Origin of the sequence: Gordonia sp. C13, assembly GCF_023218005.1 — a bacterium.
GTDB lineage: Bacteria > Actinomycetota > Actinomycetes > Mycobacteriales > Mycobacteriaceae > Gordonia > Gordonia namibiensis.
Window position 1 is genome coordinate 485,661 of sequence record NZ_JALPSY010000001.1, and the last position, 25,313, is coordinate 510,973.

Annotated in this window: 18 protein-coding genes and 1 pseudogene; 7 read left to right on the forward strand and 12 right to left on the reverse strand. The window is 67.9% G+C overall.

The annotated features are described in order from the left end of the window. Positions 1-3: 3 nt before the first annotated feature. On the reverse strand, positions 4-483 hold the full coding sequence (locus M1L58_RS02295) for a ribose-5-phosphate isomerase (RefSeq protein WP_040536043.1): 480 nt from the start codon (positions 481-483) through the stop codon (positions 4-6). Between the two features lie 22 nt (positions 484-505). On the opposite strand from M1L58_RS02295, the gene M1L58_RS02300 reads away from it, so the two are divergent. Further along, positions 506-1,531, forward strand: a complete 1,026-nt coding sequence (locus tag M1L58_RS02300; RefSeq protein ID WP_248657656.1) for a M48 family metallopeptidase — start codon at positions 506-508, stop codon at positions 1,529-1,531. A 46-nt stretch (positions 1,532-1,577) separates the two neighbouring features. On the opposite strand, the gene M1L58_RS02305 is transcribed toward M1L58_RS02300, so the two are convergent. Beyond that, complete coding sequence (locus M1L58_RS02305; RefSeq protein WP_248657657.1) at positions 1,578-2,201, reverse strand: mycothiol-dependent nitroreductase Rv2466c family protein; 624 nt, start codon at positions 2,199-2,201, stop codon at positions 1,578-1,580. A 206-nt stretch (positions 2,202-2,407) separates the two neighbouring features. Here M1L58_RS02305 and M1L58_RS02310 point away from each other — a divergent pair, with 206 nt between their 5' ends. Both M1L58_RS02310 and pepN read left to right on the forward strand, forming a co-directional pair. Further along, the gene (locus tag M1L58_RS02310) at positions 2,408-3,643 is read left to right on the forward strand and encodes a TetR/AcrR family transcriptional regulator (protein WP_248657658.1); all 1,236 of its coding nucleotides are present in this window, start codon (positions 2,408-2,410) and stop codon (positions 3,641-3,643) included. 29 nt (positions 3,644-3,672) lie between these two features. Beyond that, positions 3,673-6,258, forward strand: coding sequence for an aminopeptidase N (pepN, locus tag M1L58_RS02315; protein WP_248657659.1), 2,586 nt, complete (start codon positions 3,673-3,675; stop codon positions 6,256-6,258). A gap of 27 nt (positions 6,259-6,285) precedes the next feature. Here the strand turns inward: pepN and M1L58_RS02320 are convergent. Both M1L58_RS02320 and M1L58_RS02325 read right to left on the reverse strand, forming a co-directional pair. Beyond that, positions 6,286-6,597, reverse strand: a pseudogene (locus tag M1L58_RS02320) (helix-turn-helix domain-containing protein); the annotation flags it as partial. Positions 6,598-6,608: 11 nt separating this feature from the next. Further along, positions 6,609-7,967 (reverse strand): sensor histidine kinase, encoded by a 1,359-nt coding sequence (locus M1L58_RS02325; protein ID WP_248657660.1) that lies wholly within the window; start codon positions 7,965-7,967, stop codon positions 6,609-6,611. A 176-nt stretch (positions 7,968-8,143) separates the two neighbouring features. Between M1L58_RS02325 and M1L58_RS02330 the strand changes: the two genes are divergently transcribed. Continuing rightward, positions 8,144-9,538: a cation:dicarboxylate symporter family transporter gene (locus M1L58_RS02330; protein WP_248657661.1), complete on the forward strand. Its 1,395-nt coding sequence runs from the start codon at positions 8,144-8,146 to the stop codon at positions 9,536-9,538. Positions 9,539-9,743: 205 nt separating this feature from the next. Beyond that, the gene (locus M1L58_RS02335) at positions 9,744-10,808 is read left to right on the forward strand and encodes a fatty acid desaturase family protein (protein WP_248657662.1); all 1,065 of its coding nucleotides are present in this window, start codon (positions 9,744-9,746) and stop codon (positions 10,806-10,808) included. A gap of 89 nt (positions 10,809-10,897) precedes the next feature. Here the strand turns inward: M1L58_RS02335 and M1L58_RS02340 are convergent, their stop codons facing one another. From M1L58_RS02340 to M1L58_RS02350, 3 genes are all read right to left on the reverse strand, one after another. Beyond that, positions 10,898-11,392 (reverse strand): DUF5130 domain-containing protein, encoded by a 495-nt coding sequence (locus tag M1L58_RS02340; protein WP_006866759.1) that lies wholly within the window; start codon positions 11,390-11,392, stop codon positions 10,898-10,900. Beyond that, complete coding sequence (gene ctaJ / locus M1L58_RS02345; protein WP_006866758.1) at positions 11,379-11,627, reverse strand: aa3-type cytochrome oxidase subunit CtaJ; 249 nt, start codon at positions 11,625-11,627, stop codon at positions 11,379-11,381. The genes M1L58_RS02340 and ctaJ overlap by 14 nt, the downstream gene beginning before the upstream one ends. Before the next feature lie 151 nt (positions 11,628-11,778). Next, the gene (locus M1L58_RS02350; RefSeq protein WP_248657663.1) at positions 11,779-12,378 is read right to left on the reverse strand and encodes an HNH endonuclease; all 600 of its coding nucleotides are present in this window, start codon (positions 12,376-12,378) and stop codon (positions 11,779-11,781) included. Between the two features lie 150 nt (positions 12,379-12,528). Here M1L58_RS02350 and M1L58_RS02355 point away from each other — a divergent pair, with 150 nt between their 5' ends. Both M1L58_RS02355 and M1L58_RS02360 read left to right on the forward strand, forming a co-directional pair. Beyond that, positions 12,529-12,957 carry a globin gene (locus M1L58_RS02355; protein WP_040536040.1) on the forward strand — a complete coding sequence of 143 codons (429 nt, stop codon included), beginning with the start codon at positions 12,529-12,531 and terminating at the stop codon, positions 12,955-12,957. Between the two features lie 100 nt (positions 12,958-13,057). After that, positions 13,058-15,106 carry a glycoside hydrolase family 13 protein gene (locus M1L58_RS02360; RefSeq protein ID WP_248657664.1) on the forward strand — a complete coding sequence of 683 codons (2,049 nt, stop codon included), beginning with the start codon at positions 13,058-13,060 and terminating at the stop codon, positions 15,104-15,106. Positions 15,107-15,112: 6 nt separating this feature from the next. Here the strand turns inward: M1L58_RS02360 and M1L58_RS02365 are convergent, their stop codons facing one another. The 5 genes from M1L58_RS02365 to ettA all read right to left on the reverse strand — a co-directional run bounded on the left by M1L58_RS02365 (position 15,113) and on the right by ettA (position 25,187). Then, entirely contained in the window at positions 15,113-15,799 is a 687-nt protein-coding gene (locus M1L58_RS02365) for a hypothetical protein (RefSeq protein ID WP_248657665.1), read from the reverse strand. Further along, positions 15,799-16,269, reverse strand: coding sequence for an acyl-CoA thioesterase (locus M1L58_RS02370; RefSeq protein ID WP_006866752.1), 471 nt, complete (start codon positions 16,267-16,269; stop codon positions 15,799-15,801). Before M1L58_RS02370 ends, M1L58_RS02365 begins: the two co-directional genes overlap by 1 nt. 117 nt (positions 16,270-16,386) lie before the next feature. Next, a complete protein-coding gene (locus M1L58_RS02375; protein WP_248657666.1) occupies positions 16,387-18,669 on the reverse strand; it encodes a molybdopterin-dependent oxidoreductase in 2,283 nt (760 codons plus the stop codon). A gap of 63 nt (positions 18,670-18,732) precedes the next feature. Beyond that, on the reverse strand, positions 18,733-23,475 hold the full coding sequence (locus M1L58_RS02380) for an NAD-glutamate dehydrogenase (RefSeq protein WP_248657667.1): 4,743 nt from the start codon (positions 23,473-23,475) through the stop codon (positions 18,733-18,735). Between the two features lie 38 nt (positions 23,476-23,513). Beyond that, a complete protein-coding gene (gene ettA, locus M1L58_RS02385; protein ID WP_006866749.1) occupies positions 23,514-25,187 on the reverse strand; it encodes an energy-dependent translational throttle protein EttA in 1,674 nt (557 codons plus the stop codon). Positions 25,188-25,313: the final 126 nt, after the last annotated feature.

Below are 25,313 nucleotides of genomic sequence, written 5' to 3' on the forward strand. Positions count from 1 at the left end.
CGATCAGGCCGGCGGCTGCGGGACCTCGGGGGCCACGCCGGTGCGCTCGTACTCAGCGAGGATGTCGATGCGGCGCTGGTGGCGCGCCTCATCCGACCACTCGGTGGCCAGGAAGGCGTCGACGATGGCGAGGGCTTCCTCGGTGGAGTGCATGCGCCCGCCGATGCCGATCAGCTGGGCGTTGTTGTGCTGGCGTGCGAGCTGCGCGGTCTCGACACTCCAGGCCAGGGCACAGCGGGCGCCGGGCACCTTGTTCGCGGCGATCTGCTCGCCGTTTCCGCTGCCGCCGAGCACGATGCCCAGGCTGCCCGGGTCCGCGACGGTCCGGGTCGCGGCGTCGATGCAGAAGGCCGGGTAGTCGTCGAGGGCGTCGTAGACGTGGGCGCCACAGTCCACCACCTCGTGTCCGTTCGCCGTCAGGTGGTCGGCGATCTGGTTCTTGAGTTCGAATCCGGCATGGTCGGCACCGAGATAGACACGCATGGCGCCACTATAGATTGAGGGCGTGGACACGCCTGCGCCCATCCCCCGAGCGTTGCCGAACCCGATCCCGAACGTGCCCGGGGTCGCCGACCCGCTCCCGGAGACACCGCCCGACCCGTCACGACACTGGCTTCGCGCGGCTCGTTTCGCCGCGCGCCCGCAGCTGCATCCGTGGGAGATCCCCGTCCTCGTCCTCGTCATCCTCACCACAACGGTGGGATACGCGGCGATCGTGCTCCTCGTCGCCCTCGGCATGTTGGACCAGATCCTGCTGGCCGCCTTGGCATTTCCGCTGCTGCTGTTCGTGATCCGCGGTCTGACCTATGCGACGCCGCGCGTGAACGGCGTGCAGATGACGCCCACCCAGTTCCCGGAGGGCTACCGCATGGTGGTCGAGGCCGCCGCCCGATACGGACTGGAGTACGTTCCCGACGCCTACGTCGTGCTCGGGAACGGACAGATCAACGCCTTCGCCTCCGGCCACGGATTCCGCCGGTTCGTCGTCGTCTACTCCGACCTGTTCGAGGTCGGTGGCGCCGCGCGCAGTCCCGAGGCGCTGGAGTTCATCATCGGACACGAGGTCGGGCACATCGCGGCCGGGCACACGTCGTACTGGCGTCAGCTGGCAACGGTCTTCGGCACCAACATCCCTCTGCTCGGCAGCGCCCTGTCACGGGCGCAGGAGTACACCGCGGACAACTACGGCTACTACGCGAAGCCGGCGGGGGCTCCGGGCGCGATCGGCGTCCTGGCCGCCGGCAAGTACATGCTGTCGGCGGTCGACTTCGACCAGTTCGCCGACCGCGCCACCCACGAACGTGGCTTCTTCGTGCACCTGGTCAATGCGATCTCGACCCATCCCGTCCTGACCTGGCGCGCAGCTGCACTGCGTGACCGCACCCGGGCCGGCGCGATGTTGCTGCGGCCACGCCGGATCGTGCGCGGCATCGGCAGCGGCAACGTCGTGGCCGTGCCACCGCCTGCGCACCCGGCGACGGTCCCGACGGGTTCGCTCCCGAACGGCATCGAACCCCCGCCCAGGTTCTGAGCGGGGGTTCGGGAAGCGGTTCGCGGACAGCGAATCGTGCTGCGATTCAGTCGAACTGGGGCCCTTCGGTGCGGCTGCGCTTGAGCTCGTAGAAGTGCGGGTACGACGCGAGGGCGAGCGCCCCGTCCCACACCTTGCCGGCGTCCTCGCCGCGCGGGATACGTGACAGCACCGGGCCGAAGAAGGCGACACCGTTCACGTGGATCGTCGGGGTGCCGACGTCGTCGCCGACCTTGTCCATTCCCTCGTGGTGGCTCTTGCGGATGGCCTCGTCGAACTCCTCGGAATCGGCGGCCTTCGCCAGCGAGGCATCGAGCCCGAGCTCGGCGAGCGCACCGGCGATGACCTCGTCGAAGTCCTTGACCCCCTCATTGTGGATCCGGGTGCCCATCGCGGCGTAGAGAGGCGCGAGGATATCGTCGCCCTTCTCCGCTGCAGCGGCGGCGATCACCCGGACCGGACGCCATGCGTTCTTCAGCGCCTCGCGGTACTCGTCGGGGATCTCCTTGCCCTCGTTGAGAACGGCCAGGCTCATGATGTGGAAGTTCACGTCGATCGGCCGGACCTTCTCGGCCTCGAGGATCCACCGGGAGGTGATCCAGCACCACGGGCAGAGCGGGTCGAACCAGAAATCGACCCGATCGGTGGTGGACTGGCCCTGCTCTGACATCGTCGACGTCCTCTCAGAAGTGGTGTTCGATCTCGACCGTACCGGCGGCACCGTCAACCGTGCTCAACATCGGCACGCGTCGGGCTGTTCCCGGTTTGTGATGTGAGCTGCGGAAATCTGGCTCGGATCCGGTTACGGTTCCTTGGGAGGACCCCTTCGGGTGGGCCACGTCCGGGTCAGCCACCGTTCTCGGAGAGGAAACGTCCATGTCGTCGACGCCGAATGATCCGGGCTCCGGTCCCGGTCCGGCGGGCGCGCGGGCGAACCCCCGGGGGCTCCGGGCCGAGCAGATCGTCCGGGCGGCGACGATCCTCTTCCAGGACTTCGGCTACCGCAACGTCAGCATCGAACAGATCGGTGCCGCGGTGGGTCTCACCGGTCCCGCGGTGTACCGCCACTTCCCCGGCAAGCACGACATCCTCGTGCAGGCGTTGTTGACCCAGATCGACCTGGTGGACCAGCTCGTGCGCGAGGCCGACGGCCGCGGCGAGACTCCGGCGGCCCAACTGTGGCATTTCCTCGATCGTCTCGGGGACATGACCGCCAATCACGATGTGTCCATCCTCTGGCGCCGCGAACAACGGCACCTGCAGCCCACACAACTCGCCGAGATGCGCGGCTATTTCACGAAGTACGGTGACTACATCGCCGACAAGGTCGTCGCAGTACGACCCGACCTGCCGGACGCCGATGCCCGTCTACTCGGGTTCGCCGTCCTGAGCCTGTACTCCAACACCTCGGTGATCCGCGGGCAGATGCCGCCCGCGCGCGTGATGCAGATCCAGCGGGCCATAGCCCGGTCGATCGTCGACTGCGAGGTGCCCGCAGCCGGACCCGACGCCTCATCCCCGTCGCCGCCCACCCGACGCCCCGCCGACCGGCACGAGCGCATCCTCGATGCCGCCACCGACCTGTTCGCCGAGCGCGGTTTCCACGACGTCCGGATCGACGACATCGCGCGGGCGGCCGACATCTCGGTCGCCACCTTCTATCAGCAGATCCCGGGCAAGACCGAGGTCTTGCGCGCGATCCTGTTCCGCGCCCTCGAGGGAATGCTCTTCCTCACGGCCCACGCCCTCGACGGCGTCGAGCCGAGCGACGCCCTCGACGTGCTGATCTCACTGCACGTGGAGCAGGCGCTCGGCGTGCACGGACGGATCGTCCCGATCTTCACCCGCGACCTCGTCTACCTGCCCGAGGCCGACCAAGACGTCTTGCGGTCGGCCCAACGCGCATACATCGCCGAATGGGCCGCCGCCATCCGCGCCCGCGCGCCCGAACTGTCCGAGGGCGACGCCGCAGGCCTCACCCGCGCATTCATCGGGGTGACCGGTGACATCGTGCAGTCGCCGGAACTGCGCGCACGACCGGGGATCTCCGACGCCCTCATCGCACTCGCGACCGCGATCCTCCAACCCGCCGATCTGCTGTCGGACGGCTGAGCACCGCCAATCTCTATAAGCTGGCCTGCGTGACTGCCCCGAACCTCACCAGAGACCAGGCCCGCGAGCGCGCCGCGATCGTCGACGTGTCGAACTACCAGATCGAACTCGACCTCACCGACGGCAACGGTTCGCCCGGCACCCAGACGTTCCGATCCACCACGACGGTCACGTTCACCGCGACCGAGGGCGCCGAGACCTTCATCGACCTCGTCGCGCCGACGCTGCACTCGGCGACGCTCAACGGTGTCGAGCTCGACGTCTCCGGTTTCGACGAATCCGTCGGCATCGCCCTGCCCGGGCTGGCCGCTGAGAACACCCTCACCGTGGTCGCCGACTGCGCCTACTCGAACACCGGTGAGGGACTGCACCGCTTCGTCGACCAGTCCGACGACTCGGTGTACCTGTACTCCCAGTTCGAGACCGCCGACGCCAAGCGCATGTTCGCCTGCTTCGATCAGCCGGACCTCAAGGCCACCTACACCCTCACGGTCACCGCACCCGAGGACTGGAAGGTCATCTCGAACGCGGCACACGTCGAGACCACCGCCGCCGAACCGGGTATCCACCGCTTCCGCGAGACAGCGCCGATGAGCACCTACCTCGTCGCGCTGATCGCCGGGCCGTACGCCGAGTGGACCGACGTCTACTCCGACGACCACGGCGACATCCCCCTGGGCATCTACTGCCGCGCCTCGCTGGCCGAACACATGGACGCCGACCGGCTCTTCACCGAGACCAAGCAGGGATTCGCCTTCTACCACAAGAATTTCGGCATCCCCTACGCCTTTGGCAAGTATGACCAGCTGTTCGTGCCCGAGTTCAACGCCGGCGCGATGGAGAACGCCGGCGCGGTGACCTTCCTGGAGGACTACGTCTTCCGGTCGCGCGTCACCAAGTACCTCTACGAGCGTCGTGCCGAGACCGTGTTGCACGAGATGGCGCACATGTGGTTCGGCGACCTCGTCACCATGCAGTGGTGGGATGACCTGTGGCTCAACGAGTCCTTCGCCACGTTCGCCTCGGTTCTCTGCCAGTCGGAGGCCACCGAGTACACCAACGCCTGGACGACGTTCGCCAACGTCGAGAAGTCCTGGGCGTACCGGCAGGATCAGCTGCCCTCGACCCACCCGGTCGCCGCCGACATCCCCGACATCGCCGCCGTCGAGGTCAACTTCGACGGCATCACCTATGCCAAGGGTGCCTCGGTGCTCAAGCAGCTCGTCGCCTATGTCGGTGTGGACGATTTCCTCGCCGGTCTGCGCGACTACTTCGCCGCCCACGAGTTCGGCAACGCGACGTTCTCGGATCTGCTGGGGGCACTGGAGAAGTCGTCCGGTCGTGACCTGTCGGACTGGGGCGACCAGTGGCTGCGCACCACCGGCATCAACGTCATGCGACCCGATTTCGAGGTCGACGAGTCCGGGGCGTTCACCCGGTTCACGATCGTCCAGGACGGCGCCGCCCCGGGCGCGGGCGAGACCCGCGTACATCGGCTCCGCGTCGGCATCTACGCCGACAACGGTTCCGGCGCCATCGAACAGACCCATAGCGTCGAACTCGACGTCGAGGGTGAGCGCACCGACGTGCCCGACCTCGTCGGCGTGAACCGCGGAGACCTGGTGCTGCTCAACGACGGTGACCTCACCTATGCGTCGATCCGCCTCGACCCCGAGTCGCTGGCGACCGCGACCGCCCGCATCGGCGACATCACCGACTCCATGCCGCGCACGCTCGTGTGGTCCGCGGCGTGGGAGATGACCCGGCAGGCCGAGATGCGCGCCCGCGACTTCGTCGAACTCGTGCAGCGCGGGATCGCATCGGAGACCGAGATCGGCGTGGTGCAGCGTGTTCTGATGCAGGCGACCACCGCGATCGAGTCCTACGCAGACCCCGCCTGGGTGTCCTCGACCGGTCGGCCCGCATTCAGCGCCCGGCTGCTGGAACTCGCACGGGGTGCCGACGCGGGCTCCGACCACCAGCTCGCCTTCGTCAACACCTGGCTGGCCGGCAAGCTCAACGACGACCAGGTCGACGTGGCTCGCGCACTTCTCGACGGTGCGGACCCGGCCGAGCAGGGCCTGGACGGTCTCGCCGTCGACACCGACCTGCGGTGGAAGCTGGTGCGCGCGTTGGCAACCGCCGGCGCGATCGACACCGACGCGGGTTCGACCCCGACCATCGACGCCGAGGCCCAGCGCGACAACACTGCCACCGGCACCCGCCAGGCCGCCGCGGCGCGTTCGTCGCGACCGCTCCCCGAGGCCAAGGCCGACGCGTGGTCGCAGGCGATCGACGACGATTCCCTGTCGAACATCTACACCCGCACCATGATCGAGGGCTTCGCGCGGCCGGGTCAGGGCGAGCTGCTCGAGCCGTACGTCGAGAAATACTTCGAGGCGATCCCCGAGGTGTGGGCGCGCCGTTCGAGCGAGGTCGCCCAGACCGTCGTCATCGGCCTCTACCCGAGCTGGGCGATGACGCAGCATGCCCTCGATCTCGCCGAGGAGTTCGTCGCGGGTGACCACCCGCCAGCCCTCAAGCGGCTGATCTCCGAAGGCCGTGACGGCGTTGCACGTTCGCTGCGAGCACGCGAGTTCGACGCCCAGGACTGATGTTCCGGGTACCGGTGGTGTCGACGATCAGCGCCGGCGCCACCGGTACCGCACCTGCGGGCGACCGGCCGAGCCGTACTGGGTGTCGCGGTCGAGGATGCCGTCGTCGGCGAGTCGTTCCAGATAGCGCCATGCCGTGACGCGCGAAGATCCCAGTGTGCGAGCCACTTCCGAGGCGGTGAGCCCGTCGGCACTGTCCCGCACCGCACGACACACCGCATCCTCGGTCTGCGGTGCCGAGCCCTTCTTCGCCGACCGTCGGTGATCGCCGGAACGCAACTCGGCCAGTGCCCGGTCGACGTCGCGCTGACTGACCGCCTCCGCCTCACCGGTCAACGCCAGTACGCGGATCACCGGACCTCCCCCGATGGCGACTGCGCCACCCGGATACGCACGGTCACCACCGAGCCGTAGGTGTTCTCGGCGGTCAACGTCCCGTGGTGCCGGGAAACCACTTGCGAGACGAGGGCCAGGCCGAGTCCGCGGCCGGCGCCGTCGCCGCCGGACTTGGTGGAGTACCCCCGGGCGGTCGCGCGTCGGAACAGGTCGCCGCCCATCCCGGGTCCGCTGTCGGCGACAACGATCTCGAGCGCCTCGTGGTCTCCGACGACCCCGACCTCGACCCACGGGTCGTTCGGATCGCAGGCGTCGAGGGCGTTGTCGACGAGGTTCCCCACCGCGGTGATCATCTCGCGCGATGACAGGATCTGCGTGGCCTCATCGCTCACCTGCGAATCCTCGGTGAGCGAGAACGCGATTCCCCGTTCGGCCGCCTGTGCGCTCTTCCCGAGGAGCAACGCGACCAGCGCCGGCTCGGCTACCGCCTGGGCCATCTGGTCGATGAGGTGTTGGGACAGTTCGAGTTCGGTGGTCGCGAGTCGGACCGCTTCTTCCGGCCGCCCCATCTCGACCAGTGCGACCAGCGTGTGCAACCGGTTCGCCGACTCGTGAGCCTGGGAGCGGAGCGCCTCGGCGAATCGGGTCATCGAATCCAACTCTCCCATGGCCTCGGCCAATTCGGTCCGGTCGCGGATCGTGACGACCGACGAGCCGCGTCGTCCGGACACCGGCGAGCGACTGACCAGCAGTACCCGTCCGCCCTCGGCGTGCAACTCGTCGGACACCCCGTCGCCGCGGGTCAGGAAGTCCGGCAGTTCGCCTGCGGGGGTGTCGGTTCCGATGCCCAGCAGGCGTTGGGCCTCTGCATTGACCAACGCAGGCCGGCCGTCGGAGACGACGATCAGGCCCTCCCCGACCGCACGCAGCACCGCGTCGTGGTGGTCGTACATCAGACGCAGGTCGTCCGGGGCCAGTCCGCCGGTCTGCCGCAACAGTCGGCGTCGGATCCACCAGACGCCGGCGGCCGCCGTCAGCAGGGCTGCGAGGGCGGTGACGGCGATCCGAGGGAGTTCCCCGCGCCAGGTCGACGTGAGTGAACGCTGGGTGATGCCTGCGGCCACCATGCCGAGGATCCGTTCGGTGACCGGCTGCAGGATCGCGCTCGGATCCGGCGAGGTGAGTGCGGACACCGTCGAGGGCGCCTGGGCGAGGCTGACCGCCACCGCGGTGACCTCGTCGCGGGCGGCCCGGTCGCCGTCAACGCGCGCGTCGACCGCCGCGAGCACACTGCCCGCCACGACCACGACCCCCACTACGGCCAGCGCGAGCGCCGCCACCTGGCCGGCGAGCGTCCGCGGAAACCACCGCATGCTCGGCCCCTAACTGCGTCTCCACCCTCATGACCCGCCGTCGTGTTTGGCAAAGCCCCATATCGGGCTATTCCCCGGCAGCGGTGAACGTAATGAACAGAACCGTGACGGCGGTCACCTGGTCGGTTCACAATCCTAACCACCCATGTTCCCGGTACACGAGGAGAGAACTGCCGATGAACGTAGATCCGAAGGCCGGTGACGAGGCGGCGGAGGACGAGGCCCCACGGGCCAAACGCGACCGCACGCACTGGCTCTACATCGCGGTCATCGTCGCGGTGGTCGCCGGCGTCGTCGTCGGTCTCGTCGCTCCCGAGGTCGGCAAGAACCTCGGTGTCCTCGGCACCATGTTCGTCAGCCTCATCAAGATGATGATCGCCCCGGTCATCTTCTGCACGATCGTGTTGGGCATCGGATCGGTCCGCAAGGCCGCGACGGTCGGCAAGGTCGGAGGTCTGGCGTTCGTCTACTTCCTCATCATGTCGACGGTCGCGCTGGCGATCGGTCTGGTCGTCGGCAACCTCATCCAGCCCGGTGAGGGCCTGAACATCTCGTCGATGTCGGACAAGGGTTCCGAACTCGCCAAGGAAGCTCACGAATCGGGTGACACCATCGACTTCATCCAGGGGATCGTCCCGGAGTCGATGCTCTCGGCACTGACCGACGGCAGTGTGCTGCAGGCGCTGTTCGTCGCGCTCCTGGTCGGCTTCGCGATCCAGGCGATGGGACGCACCGGCGAGCCGATCCTGACCGCGGTCTCCTACTTCCAGAAACTGGTCTTCAAAGTGCTGACCATGGTCCTGTGGGTCGCGCCGATCGGCGCGTTCGGCGCCATCGCGAACGTCGTCGGCCAGACCGGATGGGCAGCGGTGCAACAACTTCTGACCCTGATGCTGGCCTTCTACCTGACCTGCCTGGTCTTCGTGTTCGGTGTGCTGGGCGTGCTGCTCCGGACCATCGCCGGTGTCTCGATCTTCCGCCTGGTGCGGTACCTGGCCCGCGAGTACCTGCTGATCTTCGCGACCTCGTCGTCGGAATCGGCCCTGCCACGACTCATCGCCAAGATGGAACACCTCGGCGTCGAGAAGACGACCGTCGGTGTCGTGGTGCCCACCGGGTACTCGTTCAACCTCGACGGCACCGCGATCTACCTGACCATGGCGTCGATCTTCATCGCCGACGCGATGGGCGACCCGCTGTCGGTCGGTGAGCAGATCGGTCTGCTCGCATTCATGATCATCGCGTCGAAGGGCGCCGCCGGCGTCAGCGGCGCGGGACTGGCGACCCTCGCCGCCGGACTCCAGGCACACCGCCCGGAGATGCTCGAGGGCGTCGGCGTGATCGTCGGTATCGACCGGTTCATGTCCGAGGCTCGTGCGGTCACCAACTTCTCCGGCAATGCGGTGGCGACTCTCCTGGTCGGTTCCTGGACCAAGACGGTGGACAAGCACCAGGTCGACGAGGTGCTGGCAGGTCGGGTCCCGTTCGACGAGTCGAACATGGTCGACGACGACCTCGACTCGACCGGGGCCCAGGACAAGGTGCTCGAGGGTTCCGCGACGCGGTCCTGAGCACTGTCCTGAGCACTGTCCTGAGCAGGCCCGGCCCGCGCGATCACGGCGCGGGCCGGGTCCGTCGGCCGTGACCATGGCATGATGGGTCTCGCCCCTTGATGCATCGCAATCCCGGTTCATGTCTCTCGTGACGCGCCTCAGTTCCGAAAGCTGATCCCTCCGGCGTACCTGGCAACAATCAGAAGGCCAGAGGTACGCACTCTTGTCCCTTTCAGCTGTGTCACATGCCCGTGACAACAAATTCGTGAGTTCCTACACCGAACTCGCGGCGGAGGTCCGCGCATCAGGACTGCTGGACCGTCGACGCGGGTTCTACGTCGCCCGGATCGGATTGACCGTCCTCGCGTTCGTCGGGATCTGGACGGCGGTGATCCTGCTCGGCGACACCTGGTGGCAGATCGTGCCCGCGGCTCTGCTCGCCGTGGTGAGCACCCAGTTCGGCTTCCTCGGTCACGACGGCGCCCACCGCCAGATGTTCGCCTCCGCCGGGGCCAACGAGTGGAACGCACGGATTCTCGCCGCCGCGGGAGCCGGTCTCTCCTTCCACTGGTGGCGCAACAAGCACAACCGGCACCACAAGGCCCCCAACCAGGTGGGCACCGACCCCGACATCGCCGACGGCCCCATCGCGTTCGTGCCGACGGTGGCCGAGGAACGGACCGGCCTCTACGGCTGGTTCACCAGACACCAGGGATGGTTCTTCGTCCCGTTGCTGACACTCGAGGGGGCCGCCCTCCACGTCGCGAGCCTCCAAGGCCTCGCCGCGCGCACGGCCGTGCCGCACCGGGCCGTAGAGATCGCACTGATCCTGCTGCGCCTTCTCCTCGGTGTCGCGGTTCCGTTCCTCGTGATGTCCCCCGGACTCGCCGTCGCGTTCATCGCGGTACAGCTCGCCGTGTTCGGGCTCCTGCTCGGCGGGTCGTTCGCGCCGAACCACAAGGGCATGCCGCTGGTTCCCAAGGACATGCGCGTGGACTTCCTGCGCCGACAGGTGCTGATGTCGCGCAACATCCGGGGCGGCCCGGTCACCGACTTCATGATGGGCGGGCTCAACTACCAGATCGAGCACCATCTGTTCCCGAGCATGCCGCGTCCCAACCTCGCCAAGGTGCAGCCGCTGGTCCGGGCGCACTGCGCGCGTCACGGCGTGCAGTACACCGAGACCTCGCTGGTCGGGTCCTATGGCATCGTGATCCGCTACCTCAACCAGGTCGGGCTCGGGGATCGCGATCCGTTCACCTGTCCCCTGGTCCGCATGTACCGCTGACCCGACACCCGTCCGGGCACACGTAAGACGCGAACACGACGAAGGCCGCCCCACCCAGAGGTGGAGCGGCCTTTTCGTGGTCTGCTGGACTAGCCTGCGGCGGCCGCGGTCGCCATCACGCGCAGCGACGCGATGAGGCCGTCGATCAGGTTGCCCTGACGGAAGCCGGTGACCGCAGCGGTCACGCCGAGTGCGGCGACGCGGTCGTTGACGCGGCTCGACACCTCGCTACCGGAGACGATGACGACGTCGCGCGTGTTCGGCGACACCGCGATCAGCGTGCCGTGGGCGGGCTCGGGAGCCTTCGCCAGGACAGCGCGGGCGCTCGCGTCGAGGTCACCGTCGAGATCGCCGATGTAGACCGAGAAGCGCACGAGAGCCTTCTCGCTCGCGGCCTTCAGGGTGTCGTCGAGAGCGATCAGGTCCTTCTTGCTGAAGGGCGGCGTCGACGGGGTGTCACCCGGGTAGCGGGCCGCCGAGATGCGTCCGCTGTTGGTGATCACGGCGCCGAGCGGAAGTTCGGCGGCCGACCTGGCCGCGACCTCTGCACTCACGTTCGCGTGCGAAACCTCACCACTTGCCACTTGCCGAGCTCCCATCAACGTCGCCGGGTTCCGCGTGCCGCGGAAGTGCCATCGGTTCGATGTCGGTGGCACTGAAGAGAAGCGGAGCATGCTCCCATTGCTGATCGAGGGTGTACTCCTTGACCTTCGGGTACTTGACCCCGTTGGAGAACACCATCGCGACAACGCAGAGCACGACAAAGAGCACCGTCACGATCGTGACTGGCACTCCGATGGGGACGATCAGGCTGTCCATGTCACCCTTTCGATGGTCGCGCCGGACCAGGCCGGTTGTCGGCACAGGTCATCGTTGATCAATCTAGCCCACATCACACGGCCCGGTGCAGCGACCCCTACAGCGCGTCGTAGACAGTTCTCGGCGGCAACCCCCGGCGTGTCCACGCGCCTCACGCGGCACCCGCGTCGATGTACTGCATCCAGGCCGGATCGATGTCCTTGACGGCGGCGATGAGTCCCCAGTGCCGGCCTTTCGGTGCGACCGGACGGGTCCGTAGCGTCCAGCCCAGCTCGCTGAGCAGGCGGTCGGCCTTGCGGTGGTTGCACGACGTGCAGCACGCCACACAGTTCTCCCAGTTGTGCGCGCCTCCCCGGCTGCGTGGCACGACGTGGTCGATGGTGGTGGCGGGTTTGCCGCAGTATCCGCAGCGGAACCGGTCCCGATGCATCAGCGCCGCCCGGGTCATCGGCACGGTCGCACGGTATGGGACCCGCACATAGTTGCGCAGACGGATCACCGTCGGCACCGGGACCTCCGTCGCAGCCGAGTGGAGCGCTCCCCCGGACTCGTCGGCGTGGACCATGTCGGCGCGTCCACGCAGGATCAGGACGACGGCTCGGCGGATGGTGACCGCACTGAGCGGCTCGTAGGTGGCGTTGAGCAGCAGCACCCGGCGGCGCGTCCGCGACCGTGGACCGCTCGGCGGCGAGGCGGCACCGCCGTGCAGCCTCGTCACCTCGCCCGTCTTGTGATGTGACCGGTGCGTCATTCGCCCTCCCGCCGGATCGGCGTGAACAGGTTGACCTGCACAAGTTCACCACGGACACCGATCTCGTGCACGGAAAATCCGCGGCAGGACACCCCGTCGGGGACCCACCGGCGGCACGCGACGTTGAGGCACCCCTCGGTCGTAGGGACAATGGCGGCTGTGACTGGCGAATCCGGCAACTCCCCCGACCCGGCCCCGCGGAGCTTCTACGAGGAGATCGGCGGCGCGGAGACGTTCCGACGACTCACCGAGGTCTTCTACACCGAGGTGGCGAAGGACGAGGTGCTCCGCCCGCTGTATCCCGAGGAGGATCTCGGTCCCGCCGAACGGCGCCTACGGATGTTCCTCGAGCAGTATTGGGGCGGTCCGCGGACCTACTCCGAGGAGCGCGGCCACCCGAGGCTGCGCATGCGCCACAACCCCTACCGCGTCGGTCCGATCGAGCGCGACGCCTGGCTGCGGTGCATGCACACCGCGATCGCCTCGATCGACGACGACACCCTGGACCCACCGCATCGGCAGGCACTCGTCGACTACATGGAGATGGCCGCCCAGTCGATGATGAACTCCCCGATCTGAGATCCGCGGATACCCTCTGCTTTTCGGCACCCGAACATTCGACACGCCCACGACGCGCCGATTGACCAGGATTTCTCGCCGAAAACTCAGGTAGGGCAGAATGACCACGGTGAGCGATGAGACACCAGATGTTGTCCCCGCCGAGCCATCTGACGGGGGTCAGACCGACGGCGCACACACCGACGTACCGGAGACCACGGGTACCGAGGGCAACGTGAGTGACTTGTCGGGAGACACCCCCGAGATCGCCGGAGACGCATCGGATGCCGAGACCGGCGACGCCGTGAGCGCCGTTCCCACCGAGGACGCGGCAGCAGCCGACGATCCCGAAATCGACGATCGCGCAACCACAGACACCGAGGCCGTCGACCCGGAAGCCGTCGACCCGGAAGTCGTCGATCCCGCGACGACCGACCCGGAGGCCCTCGACGACGAGGCCATCGAGGCCGAGGCGGATGCCGAACTCGACCCGGACGCCGATCTCATCCCGAATGCCGAAACCGCCGCCGCACGAATCGAACCGGCCACCGTGTCGGTGCCACAGCTGGACCCGACGGACACCACGTGGTGGAAGTCCGCGGTCTTCTACCAGATCTATCCGCGGTCGTTCTGCGACGCGAACGGCGACGGCGTCGGCGACCTCGCCGGTGTCATCGGCAAACTCGGATATCTCGAACTGCTGGGCATCGACGCGATCTGGCTCAGCCCCATCATGACCTCCCCGATGGCCGACCACGGATACGACGTGGCCGATCCGCGCGACATCGACCCGCTCTTCGGCGATCTCGCCACCTTCGACGCCCTCATCGCCGAGGCCCACGCCCGCGACATCCGGGTGACGATGGACCTCGTCCCCAACCACACCAGCGATCAGCACGAGTGGTTCCAGGCCGCGCTCGCCGCCGGTCCGGGCAGTCCGGAACGCGACCGGTACATCTTCCGCGACGGTCGCGGTGAGAACGGCGACGAGCCACCGAACAACTGGCACAGCATCTTCGGCGGGCCGTCGTGGACCAGGGTCACCGAGGCCGACGGCAGTCCCGGCCAGTGGTACCTCCACATCTTCGCCGCCGAGCAGCCCGACCTGAACTGGGAGAACCCCGAGGTCTTCGAAGATCTCGAGAAGACACTGCGGTTCTGGCTCGATCGCGGGGTCGACGGGTTCCGGATCGACGTCGCGCACGGGATGGCCAAGCCCGCCGACCTGCCCGACATGGATCTGACCAAGACCGCGCTGCTCTCCAACGACGACGATGATCCGCGGTTCAACAACTATGCGGTGCACGACATCCACCGCAAGATCCGCAAGGTCCTCGACGAGTACCCGGGCGCCGCGAACGTCGGCGAGATCTGGGTGAACGACAACGAGCGGTTCGCCGAGTACCTGCGCCCCGACGAACTGCATCTGGGTTTCAATTTCCGTCTCGCCAAGGCCCCCTTCGACGCCGAGGCCGTCCGCGAGGCCATCGAGAATTCGCTCGACGCGGTCCTGTCGGTGTCCGGCACGCCCACCTGGACGCTGTCGAACCATGACGTCACACGTGAGGTGACCCGGTACGCCCCCGTCGACCCCGCGACCGGCGAACTCGATCTCGCACGCGGGACGCGCCGCGCCCGGGCGATGCTCGTCGTCGAGATGGCCCTGCCCGGTTCGATCTTCCTCTACAACGGTTCCGAACTCGGCCTGCCCAACGTCGACGACCTGCCCGAAGAGGCCCTCCAGGATCCGGTGTGGGAGCGGTCGGGTCACACCGAACGCGGCCGCGACGGATGTCGGGTGCCGCTGCCGTGGCAGGGCACCGAGCCGCCTTTCGGTTTCAGCTCGTCGGCCGACACCTGGCTGCCGATGCCGGAGTCGTGGCGGTCGCTGACCGCCGAGGTACAGCTCGAAGACGTCGGCTCGATGCTGTCGCTGTACCGGGCGGCCATCGAATTGCGTTATGACCGACCGGAATTCGCCGGCGACTCGATCGACTGGTACGAGGCACCCCCGGGTTGCCTGGCATTCCGGCGGTCGGAAGGCTTCCTGATCTGCGCGCTGAACGCCGGTGAGGTCCCGGTGTCGCTGCCGCCGGGCGAGCTCATCCTGATCAGTTCGCCTCTGGTGGACGGCATGCTGCCGCCGGACGCCGCCGCCTGGCTGGTCTGAGGACTCCTAGAGCACCGTGACAGACAGGTCGCGGTGACGCCGCTGGTACACCGACCCGTATCGGGCGTCGACCCGAATCCAGGCCGCGGACAAACGGATCCGGACCGGCTCGGCGGCGTCGATGTCCTCGACCGGCGAGCTCTCGGTGACCGCGCGCCCGTCGCGGTCGCGGATGAAACCCATTCCGGTCAAGGCGAAGAGCGACCGCATGGTGACCGCCGCGCGCAGCGCGCCGTCCTCGGTCGAGACCTCGAGCACGTCCTGGTCGAGGACACCCGTGGCGGGTCCGTGAGCACTTCCCTCCTCACGCGCCACGCGGGCACCGTCGCGCGCCAGGCCGACGATGCTGCGCGCGGGCACATCGTCGACGTGCCGGTAGCCGACGGACGCGGGAAGTGCACCGCGCCAGGCGGAGTCGAGGGAGAATCCGGGATCGATCGGTTCGCCCGCAGGAGCCGCGGCGAGCGCGGAGTGCAGCGATGCGGCGTCGCAGACGATGTCGGCAGGTGCCACCCGCCCGGAGACCGCACGGGTCGCGAGCACCTCGAATCCGGTGTGCGTCCAGAGCCCGACGAGTCCGTCCGAGCGGGCGACGACGCGCACGACGGCGGCGTCGTCGAGCCGTTGGGCATGGGCGAGGAAGGCCGACGCGTTGGAACGATCGGACTCCGCGATCTGGATGAACCGTTCCATCAGCGTGGGTTCGCAGACGTGTCGTCGGCGCGGCGGAAGGAGTTCAGGTACTCCTTCTGTTCCGGGGTGAGTCGGGCGATGCGCTGCCCGGCGACATCGAAGGCGACGAGTTGGGTGCTGGCGACGACCGCCGGTTTGGAGGCGGGATCGGCCCCGGCCGCGCGGACCTCGTAGCCGACGGTGAAGTCGACGGCGCGCAGGCGCTCGACGAACATGGTCACCTCGATGGGCCCCTCGGAGTGCCGCAGCTGTGCCTGGTACTTCACGTGGAGGTCGGCCACGAGGCAGCCGTCCCGCAGCGGCGCGGTGGGCCGGCCGTCGAGGAACAGCCACGGGATGCGCGCCTCCTCGAGCAGCGTGACCATCCGGGCGTGGTTGATGTGCTGGTAGACGTCCATGTCCGACCATCGCACCGGGACCTTCACCACGTAGCCGGCAGCTGTTGCGGTCCCCGAGTCCTCGTTGAGCACGTGCGTTCCATCCCCTGTCGATCCGGATCTGCTGGTACGACGCCGGGCGCCGCGAGATCAACCCTACGCACGACGGGCACCGAGACCCCGGACGGGCGACGAGCGACTTCGATCGGCTCAGGCGGGACCGACCTCGACCCGCACGCCGTTGAGGACGACGGTCCCCGAGAGCGGGTCGAGCCGTGCCCCGTCGTTGAGGAGGTTCACGTTGACGCCCGGTTCGGCGGCCGCCACGGACAGACGGGACTGTGCGTCGTCGTGACCCCAGCCGTGCGGCATCGAGGCGACGCCGGGCTTGATGTCGGTGGTGATCTCCACCGGGACGGTCAGCGATCCGCCCGCTCCGCGGACCGTCGCGATGCCGTCGATGCCCAGTCGCGTCGCATCGTCCGGGTGCATCTGCAGGGTGCATCGGTTCGTGCCGCCGGAGAGAGCGGGGAGGTTGTGCATCCAGCTGTTGTTGGACCGCAGGTGCCGGCGCCCGACGAGGAGCAACGACCGGTCGCCCGTCGGGTGTCCGGCGTCGACCGCGGCGCGCAGCCGGGCGAGATCCTCGATCAGCGGGTCCGGTGCCAGCTCGACCTTTCCCGACGGGGTGCGGAGCACGCCGGGCAGCCGCGGCCGCATCGGCCCGAGGTCGATGCCGTGCGGGGCGGCCAGCAGATCGGCGAACGTCAGGCCCTCCCGTGCACCGAAACCGTCGCCGTACGCGCCGAGGCGCAGCATCATGTCCAGGCGGCGCTGATGGCCCGGCGCATCGGGCAACATCGCCACCAGCGTCTCGGTGTCGCGCCCGGCGACCGGTGAATACGGGTCGGTCACCTCCTTGGCCAGGGTCGCGGCGATGACCTGCTCGTCGACCAGGCCCGGATCGGCGTCGACGCCCACCCCGGAGAGTCCGAGGATCAGGCGGCACACGATGTCGATCTCGTCGGGTCGGCCGTCGGGCAGCGGAAGGACGCGCGACGAGTAGCGGGCGTTCGCGCGTACCGCGAGGTTGTTGAGGATCGCGTCGAAGTGCGGGCTCTGGGAGGGGCGCGGTGGCGGCAGGATGACATCGGCGTGCCGGGTGGTCTCGTTCAGATAGGGGTCGACGCACACGACGATGTCGGCGGCATCGAGCGCTGCGGCCAGGCGGCCGCCGTTGGGTGCCGACAGCACGGGGTTGCCCGCGACCGTGACCAGTGCCCGCAACTGCCCTTCGCCGGGCGTCTCGAACTCCTCGGCCATCGCCACGGCGGGCAACTCCCCCGCGACCTCGGGATGTCCCGATACCCGGCTGCGCCAGCGGCCGGTCCGGAATCCGCGCCCCGGCCGGGCCGGCCTGGGTGCGGGGGCTGTCGGCGCCGTCGGGAACATCACCCCACCCGGCCGGTCGAGGTTGCCGGTGAGGACGTTGACCACGTCGACGAGCCAGCTGCCGAGGGTTCCGAACTCGACGACTGTGGTGCCCAGACGGCCGTAGACCGCCGCCGACGGCGCCGCCGCGATCTCACGGGCGAGCGCGCGGATGTCCTCGGCCGGCACATCGCAGTACGGGGCCACCCTCTCGGGCGTGAGATCGGTTATGCCGTTGCGCAATTCGTCGACACCTTGCACGTGGGGCGCGATGCCGCCGAGGTCGTCGGCGACCAGCCCCTCGTCGAACAGGCAGGTGACGATGGCGGCCAGCAACGCGGCATCGGTTCCGGGGCGCGGTGCGAGGTGGGTGTCTGCCAGACGGGCGGTGCGGGTGCGCGCCGGGTCGATGACCGTGAGCTGCCCGCCGCGACGCCGGAGGGCGTTCAGCTTGCCGGGGAAGTTCGCGGCGGTGGCCATACTCCCGTTGGAGACAACGGGATTGGCGCCGATGATCACCAGGTGATCGGTGCGGTCGAGATCGGGAACCGCGAAGGTCCCGGCGTGACCGAACAGGTATCCCGACGCCGCCTGCTTGGGCATCTGGTCGAGAGTGCCCGCGCTGAACACGTTGCGGGTGCCGATCGCCCGCGCGAGCAGCGGTGCGTACATGGTGCCCGCAATGGTGTGCGCCGACGGGTTGCCGAGATAGAAACCGACCGACGATCCGCCGTGGGCGTCGATGACCGCGCGCAGACGAGTGACGGCCTCGTGGAGCGCCTCGTCCCAGTCGACCTCGACGAACCGTCCGTCCCGCTTGATCAGCGGGTGTTCGAGACGGTCCGGGTCGTTGTCGAGCTGTGGGAAGCTCGCCCCCTTCGGGCAGATGTAGCCGTGACTGAACACGTCGTCGGCGTCGCCGCGGGCACCGGTCACGTGTTCATGCAGGTGCCCGTCGCCCACGGCGTGTTCGTCGATCGGGCCGCCGTGGGTGTCGACGACGAGGGTCAAACCGCAGGTCGCTTCGCAGAGCGGGCAGATTCGCGGTGCCGTACGCGTCATGAGCCCAGGCTAGGCCCGGGCATCGGGTCGGCGGGGCCGAAACGGATCATGGGCAGAAGCGCGTCAGCGGATCACACTCCGGAGTTGTCGTGCCGCGACCGACAGCGTCGCGAGGTCGAGGGTCCCGGTCTCCTCGATCTCCCCGAGGACGCTGCGCAGGCGACTGAGCCGGTTCGACTGGGAGGACTCCCATTCGGCGATCTTCTCGTCGCTCGACTCGTCGGGTTCGCTGACCTCGAGGATCTTGAGGGTGAGCGCACGTAGCGCGCCGTGCATGTCGTCGCGGAGCGCCAGTCGGGCGAGCGCGTGCCAGCGGTCGCCGTAGTCCAGGTTCGACACCGCGGTGAGCAGTCCCTCGAGTCCGAAGTGCTCCATCACCGCGAAATAGAGATCGCCGACCTCTTCGGGATCGCGGTCGGAGATCTCCGCGGCGTCGATGATGTCGAGGAGGCAGAACCGGTGGAGGCTGACGGCCACCGTCCGGGCCAGGTCGTCGGGGACCCCCTCGTCGACGTAGGCACGCACGCGATCGGCGATGTCCTTCGCGGAGCTCTCCCCCAGCCAGCCGTCGACAGCCGCGGACAGCTGGGTGATCCGATCGGAGTAGCGGGTGATCTCGGCGGCCAGGGCAAGCGGCTGCGGGCGGAACGCGAGCAGCCACCGCGACGCCCGGAACAGCAGCCGGCGGGCATACAGCATCATCCCGTCGACGACCTCGGCCGGTGCCGGTGCGTGCCGGATGCTCTCGAAGACGTCGCCCATGCCGAAGATCCGGTTGGACACGACGTAGGCGCGGACACCTTCTTCCGTGGTGCACCCGGCGCCCTCGCTCAACCGGAACAGGTGCGTCATCCCGGCGTGATCGATGACGTCGTTGACGAGGGTCGTCGTGACGATCTGACGGCGCAGCCGATGGGAGTTGATCTGCTCTCCGTACGTCTCGCGCAGAGCTTCCGGGAAGTAGCGGGCGACGCGTGGCGCGAACACATCGTTGTCGGGGAGATCGCTGGCCAGCAGATCCGACTTCGCCTCGAGTTTGACGTGCGCCATCAGGGTCGCGAACTCCGGCGAGGTGAGCCCACGGTGCAACTCCCCGTCGAACCGCTTGCGGAGTGCACGCGCCTGCGGGAGGGCTTCGAGCTCGAGATCGACGCCGCGTTCTCGTGACAGCTGGTCGAGCATCCGGGCATGGACCTCCACGCGCGTGAGCTCGAAGGTGCGGCAGAAGCCCAACTCGGAGTTCTGCGAGATGTTGTCCGCGAGAACGAGATCGGCGACGTCATCGGTCATCGACTCGAGCAGCGGATTGCGATCGTCGGGGTCGAGTGCGCCGCCCGACACCGCGGAATCGAGCAGGATCTTGATGTTGACCTCGTGGTCGGAGCAGTCGACGCCGGCCGAGTTGTCGAGTGCATCGGTGTTGATCCGGCCACCGGCGAGGTCGTATTCGATCCGCCCCCGTTCGGTGACCCCGAGGTTGCCTCCCTCCCCGATCACCTTGGCGCGCACCTGATCACCGTCGACGCGGATCGCATCGTTGGACTTGTCGCCGACATCTCCGTGGGTCTCCGTGGACGCCTTGATGTACGTGCCGATCCCGCCGTTCCAGAGCAGGTCGACCGGCGCGAGGAGGATCGCCCGGATCAGTTCGGGCGGCGAGAGTTCGTCGACCCCTTCCTCTATGCCGAGCGCGGCCGCCATCTCCGCACTGACGGGGATTGCCTTGCGGTCGCGGGACCACACCCCGCCGCCCACGCCGATCAGATCGGTGTCGTAGTCGGCCCACGACGATCGCGGCAGCCCGAACAGCCGGCGGCGTTCGCGGTAGGACCTGTCGGCGACGGGGTCCGGGTCGACGAAGATGTGCCGGTGGTCGAAGGCGGCGACGAGCCGGATGTGCTCGCTGAGCAGCATGCCGTTGCCGAACACGTCGCCGCTCATGTCGCCGATGCCGACGACGGTGAAGTCTTGAGTCTGGGTGTCGACGCCCATCTCCCGGAAGTGTCGTTTGACCGATTCCCAGGCACCGCGGGCGGTGATGCCCATTGCCTTGTGGTCATAACCGGCCGAGCCGCCCGAGGCGAACGCGTCACCGAGCCAGAAGCCGTACGACTGTGACACCTCGTTGGCGATGTCGGAGAACGCCGCAGTGCCCTTGTCGGCCGCGACCACCAGGTAGGTGTCGTCCTCGTCGAGGCGGACCACACCGCGGGCCGGGATGACCTCGCCGGTCGAGCGGTCGATGTTGTCGGTGACGTCGAGCAGACCGGAGATGAACTGCCGGTAGCAGGCGATCCCCTCCGCGCGCTGCGCATCCCGGTCGGCTGCAACGTCACCCGTCGGCGCCGGCGGACGTTTGACGACGAATCCGCCCTTCGCGCCGAGCGGGACGATGACAGCGTTCTTGACGGCCTGCGCCTTCACCAGACCGAGAATCTCGGTACGGAAATCCTCCTTCCGATCCGACCATCGCAGCCCGCCGCGCGCGACCGCACCGAACCGCAGGTGGACGCCCTCGACCCGAGGCGAGTACACGAAGATCTCGTGCAGCGGACGAGGTTCGGGGGTCTGCGGGATCTCGCGGGGCCGGAGCTTGAACGAGATCACGGGGCGATGCTCGCCATCCCGGTCGCCGACCGTCACGAAGTAGTTCGTCCGTGACGTCGCGGTCATGACGGCCGCGAAGGCCGACACGATGCGATCGGCGTCGAGGCTCAGCACCGTCCCGATGTCGGCCCGGAGTTGCTCGCTCACCCGCTCGCGCCGTTCGGGATCGGCGGCGGCCGGGTCGAAGGAGGCCACGAAAAGATCGACCAGTCCACGCGTGATCTGCAGATGACGGCCGAGCACATTCGCGACATGGGCTGTGCTGTAAGAGAATCCACACTGCCTCAGGTACTGCCCGTAGGCGCGCAGCATCGCCGCCGACCGCCAGTCCAGACCGCAGCGGATGATCAGCTCGTTGTAGTCGTCGACCTCCGCTGCGGCGAGCCAGATCTGCCGGAACGCCTCGGTGAAGCGCTCCTCGAGGTCGTCGGCGTGGTCGAGGTCCACCGACATTCCCGCGGCGAGTTGCACGATGAACTCGTAGGCCCAGCAGACGGTGTCGTCGGACCGTCGGATCTCGTACGGGTGTTCTTCGAGAACATCGAGGCCGAGACTGTGCAGCACCGGTAGTACGTCGGTGAGGGTCGCCGACTCCCCGCAGAGGTAGAGGGTGAACCGCCAGCGGTGGTGGTCGCCCGGTCCGCGCTCCTCGGTGGCGTCCAGTGTCACCGCCAGCGCACCCGGTTCGAGAGGGACGACGTGGATCAGGTCCTCGAGGGCGTCCCCGGGTTCGCGTATCTCCTTGTAGTCGTCGGAAAGTGAGGGCAATTGCCGCAGCAGGAGTTCCGGCCCGCCGGCGATCGATCCGGAACGATCACCCAGGTTCGCGGCAAGTTCCCGGACACGTTCGTCCCAGCCACGGATCGCCGCCGCGAGGGCCGCCTGCATACGTGCATGCGCGGGCGATCCGGTGTCCACCGATCCGAGTTCCGATGCGGCGCCCGGTTCGCTACAGACCAGCACCTGTAGGAGCGCGAGCGGCATCTCGCTCACGCGCGCCGTGTATTCGAGTGCGCTGCCGTGCAATTCGTCCATGAGGGCGCGTTCGAGGGCGAGCCGGCTCTGGGTGTTGTAGCGATCCCGGGGTAGATAGATGAGGGCGACCGCGGTCTTGCCGTCGGCGTTGGTTCGCACGAACAGGCGCAACGACCGGGTGGCGACCGCATCGAGCATCTCGGTGACGCGGCGGGTGAGTTCGTCGGTGGTGGAGGCGAACATCTCCACCACCGGGTAGTTCTGCAGCAGCTCGATCATGGACTGCCCCGCGAAGGAGTCCTCGTCGACGCCGGCCCGGGCGAGCACGTCGCGCACCTTGGTGCGCAGCACCGGGACGTCGAGCACGGTCTGGTGCAGACCGGAGGAGGTGAGCGTACCGAGGAACCGGTGCTCACCGTCGTAGTTCCCGTGCGAATCGAAAGCCGGAACCTGAAGCAGCACGGGAAAATTCGTCCGTTGTATGCCGGTTGCGACGTAGACCCGGCTCGCTCGCGGGAGCAGTGGACGCGTGGTCACCGCCGGGAAGTCCCGGTTGATGGAGTCGGTGCGCCAGACACCCAGCCGCTCGTCGCCGTCCCGGACGCCGTCGGTGCCGACCCGGGTGTAGCCGAGTGGGTGGAAGTGGTTCCCGGCGAACCATTCGAGGAGTTTGGCGTACTCGTAGCGGTCGGTGTTGCGGATGCCGGTGGACTCGCGCACCGGCGCCACCGACAGGTCGGCGGCGCAGGATGTCATCCGCGACCGCATGCGGGCGGCGTCGTGGTCGACGTCGCCCACCCGGAACACGACTTCGAGAAGATCCGCACGAAGTGCCTCCGGGTCGACGCCGGGATGTCCGGCGAGCCCGCCGACGAAGATCCAGGATTCCCAGGCGGCACCGGGCCCGTCGTCGATCGCCTCGAGCCGGCCGTCGGTGTCGCGTTGCACCGGCATGACCGGATGGTCCATGCGGTCGATGGCGAGGTCGTGGGCCTCGACGGTCGCGAGGACCGCCTCCACGAGCATCGGCATGTCGTCGTTGACGACGACGATCTCGACCGCGCCGCCCTCGTCGACGGCGACCTCGACCAGCGCCTGACCGGGATCGCGCCGGATCGCGACGTCAAGGTGACGCATCACCTGCTCGGCGGCGCTGTCCGCCCCGGAGCCTTCGGCCCGGGACTTGAAGTAGTGGTTCACCGCGTCCGGCACGAGTGACGTCACATCGCCGATGCTAGTCACCCGTGCCGGACGGGTCGGTATTAATCGCGGGTGAGTTTGCGGTGGGTCACCCGGTGCGGACGTGCCGCGTCGGCGCCGAGGCGCTCGACCTTGTTCGCCTCATATGCCTCGAAGTTGCCCTCGAACCAGAACCACTTCCCTTCCTCGACGTTGCCCTCCCACGCCAGGATGTGGGTACAGGTGCGGTCGAGGAACCAGCGGTCGTGGCTGATGACCACGGCACAGCCGGGGAAGTTCTCGAGCGCGTTCTCCAGCGAACCGAGGGTCTCGACGTCGAGGTCGTTGGTCGGCTCGTCGAGCAGGATCAGGTTGCCGCCCTCTTTCAGGGTCAGTGCGAGGTTCAGGCGGTTGCGCTCACCACCGGAGAGCACCTCGGCCTTCTTCTGCTGATCCGGGCCCTTGAAACCGAAGGCGCTGACGTAGGCGCGCGACGGCATCTCGTTCTGCCCGACCTCGATGAAGTCGAGTCCGTCGGAGACGACCTCCCACACGTTCTTCTTGGGGTCGATGTTGGCGCGCGTCTGGTCGACGTAGCTCAACTTGACCGTCTCGCCGACCTTGACGGTGCCCGAGTCGGGCTCCTCGAGACCGACGATGGTCTTGAACAGCGTGGTCTTACCGACACCGTTGGGGCCGATGACGCCGACGATGCCGTTGCGCGGCAGCGTGAAGGACAGGTCCTTGATGAGGACGCGGCCCTCGAAGCCCTTGTCGAGGTGGGAGACCTCGACCACCACATCGCCGAGACGGGGCGGCGTCGGGATCTGGATCTCCTCGAAGTCGAGCTTCCGCGTCTTCTCGGCCTCCGCGGCCATCTCCTCGTAGCGGGCCAGGCGGGCCTTGTTCTTGGTCTGGCGGGCCTTGGAACCCGAACGAACCCAGGCGAGCTCTTCCTTGAGGCGCTTCTGCAGCTTCTGGTCCTTCTTGCCCTGGACCTCGAGACGCTCGGCCTTCTTCTCGAGGTAGGTGGAGTAGTTGCCCTCGTAGGGGTGCAGCTTGCCGCGGTCGACCTCACAGATCCAGCCGGCGACGTGGTCGAGGAAGTACCGGTCGTGGGTCACGGCCAGGACGGCGCCCGGGTAGGAGGCGAGGAACTGCTCGAGCCACAGCACCGACTCGGCGTCGAGGTGGTTGGTGGGCTCGTCGAGGAGCAGCAGGTCGGGCTTCTGCAGCAGCAACTTGCACAGTGCGACGCGGCGTCGCTCACCACCGGACAGGTGGGTGACCGGCGAGTCGGCGGGCGGGCAGCGCAGGGCGTCCATGGCCTGCTCGAGCTGCGAGTCGAGGTCCCAGGCGTCGGCGTTGTCCAGGTCCTCCTGGAGTTTGCCCATCTCCTCCATCAGCTCGTCGGAGTAGTCGGTGGCCAGCAGTTCGGCGATCTCGTTGAAGCGGTCGAGCTTCACCTTGATCTCGCCCATCCCCTCTTCGACGTTCTCCTTGACCGTCTTCTCCTCGTTGAGGGGCGGCTCCTGGAGCAGGATGCCGACGGTCGCCTCGGGGTCGAGGAAGGCCTCGCCGTTCGACGGCTGGTCGAGGCCGGCCATGATCTTCAGGATCGACGACTTACCTGCACCGTTGGGACCGACGACGCCGATCTTGGCGCCCGGGTAGAAGGACATGGTGACGTCATCGAGGATGACCTTGTCGCCGTGCGCCTTGCGCACCTTTTTCATGGTGTAGATGAACTCAGCCACGTGAAAACTCCTTCGGACCTGCTCGATGCGGGTGGATGTCAGCAATTGGAGATGCTCTGGCGCACGCACGGTCGGTGCGCATACATGGGTCCCAGCCTAGTGGTCGGCCCGTGTGGACTCGTCGCC

Coding starts and splice junctions, on each gene's coding strand:
- M1L58_RS02365 (WP_248657665.1), bottom strand. CDS start 15,799: ATGGAACGGTTCATCCAGATCGCGGAGTCCGATCGTTCCAACGCGTCG.
- M1L58_RS02295 (WP_040536043.1), bottom strand. CDS start 483: ATGCGTGTCTATCTCGGTGCCGACCATGCCGGATTCGAACTCAAGAAC.
- M1L58_RS02375 (WP_248657666.1), bottom strand. CDS start 18,669: ATGACGCGTACGGCACCGCGAATCTGCCCGCTCTGCGAAGCGACCTGC.
- M1L58_RS02310 (WP_248657658.1), top strand. CDS start 2,408: ATGTCGTCGACGCCGAATGATCCGGGCTCCGGTCCCGGTCCGGCGGGC.
- M1L58_RS02350 (WP_248657663.1), bottom strand. CDS start 12,378: ATGACGCACCGGTCACATCACAAGACGGGCGAGGTGACGAGGCTGCAC.
- M1L58_RS02325 (WP_248657660.1), bottom strand. CDS start 7,967: ATGCGGTGGTTTCCGCGGACGCTCGCCGGCCAGGTGGCGGCGCTCGCG.
- M1L58_RS02330 (WP_248657661.1), top strand. CDS start 8,144: ATGAACGTAGATCCGAAGGCCGGTGACGAGGCGGCGGAGGACGAGGCC.
- M1L58_RS02305 (WP_248657657.1), bottom strand. CDS start 2,201: ATGTCAGAGCAGGGCCAGTCCACCACCGATCGGGTCGATTTCTGGTTC.
- ctaJ (WP_006866758.1), bottom strand. CDS start 11,627: ATGGACAGCCTGATCGTCCCCATCGGAGTGCCAGTCACGATCGTGACG.
- M1L58_RS02360 (WP_248657664.1), top strand. CDS start 13,058: ATGACCACGGTGAGCGATGAGACACCAGATGTTGTCCCCGCCGAGCCA.
- M1L58_RS02355 (WP_040536040.1), top strand. CDS start 12,529: ATGGCGGCTGTGACTGGCGAATCCGGCAACTCCCCCGACCCGGCCCCG.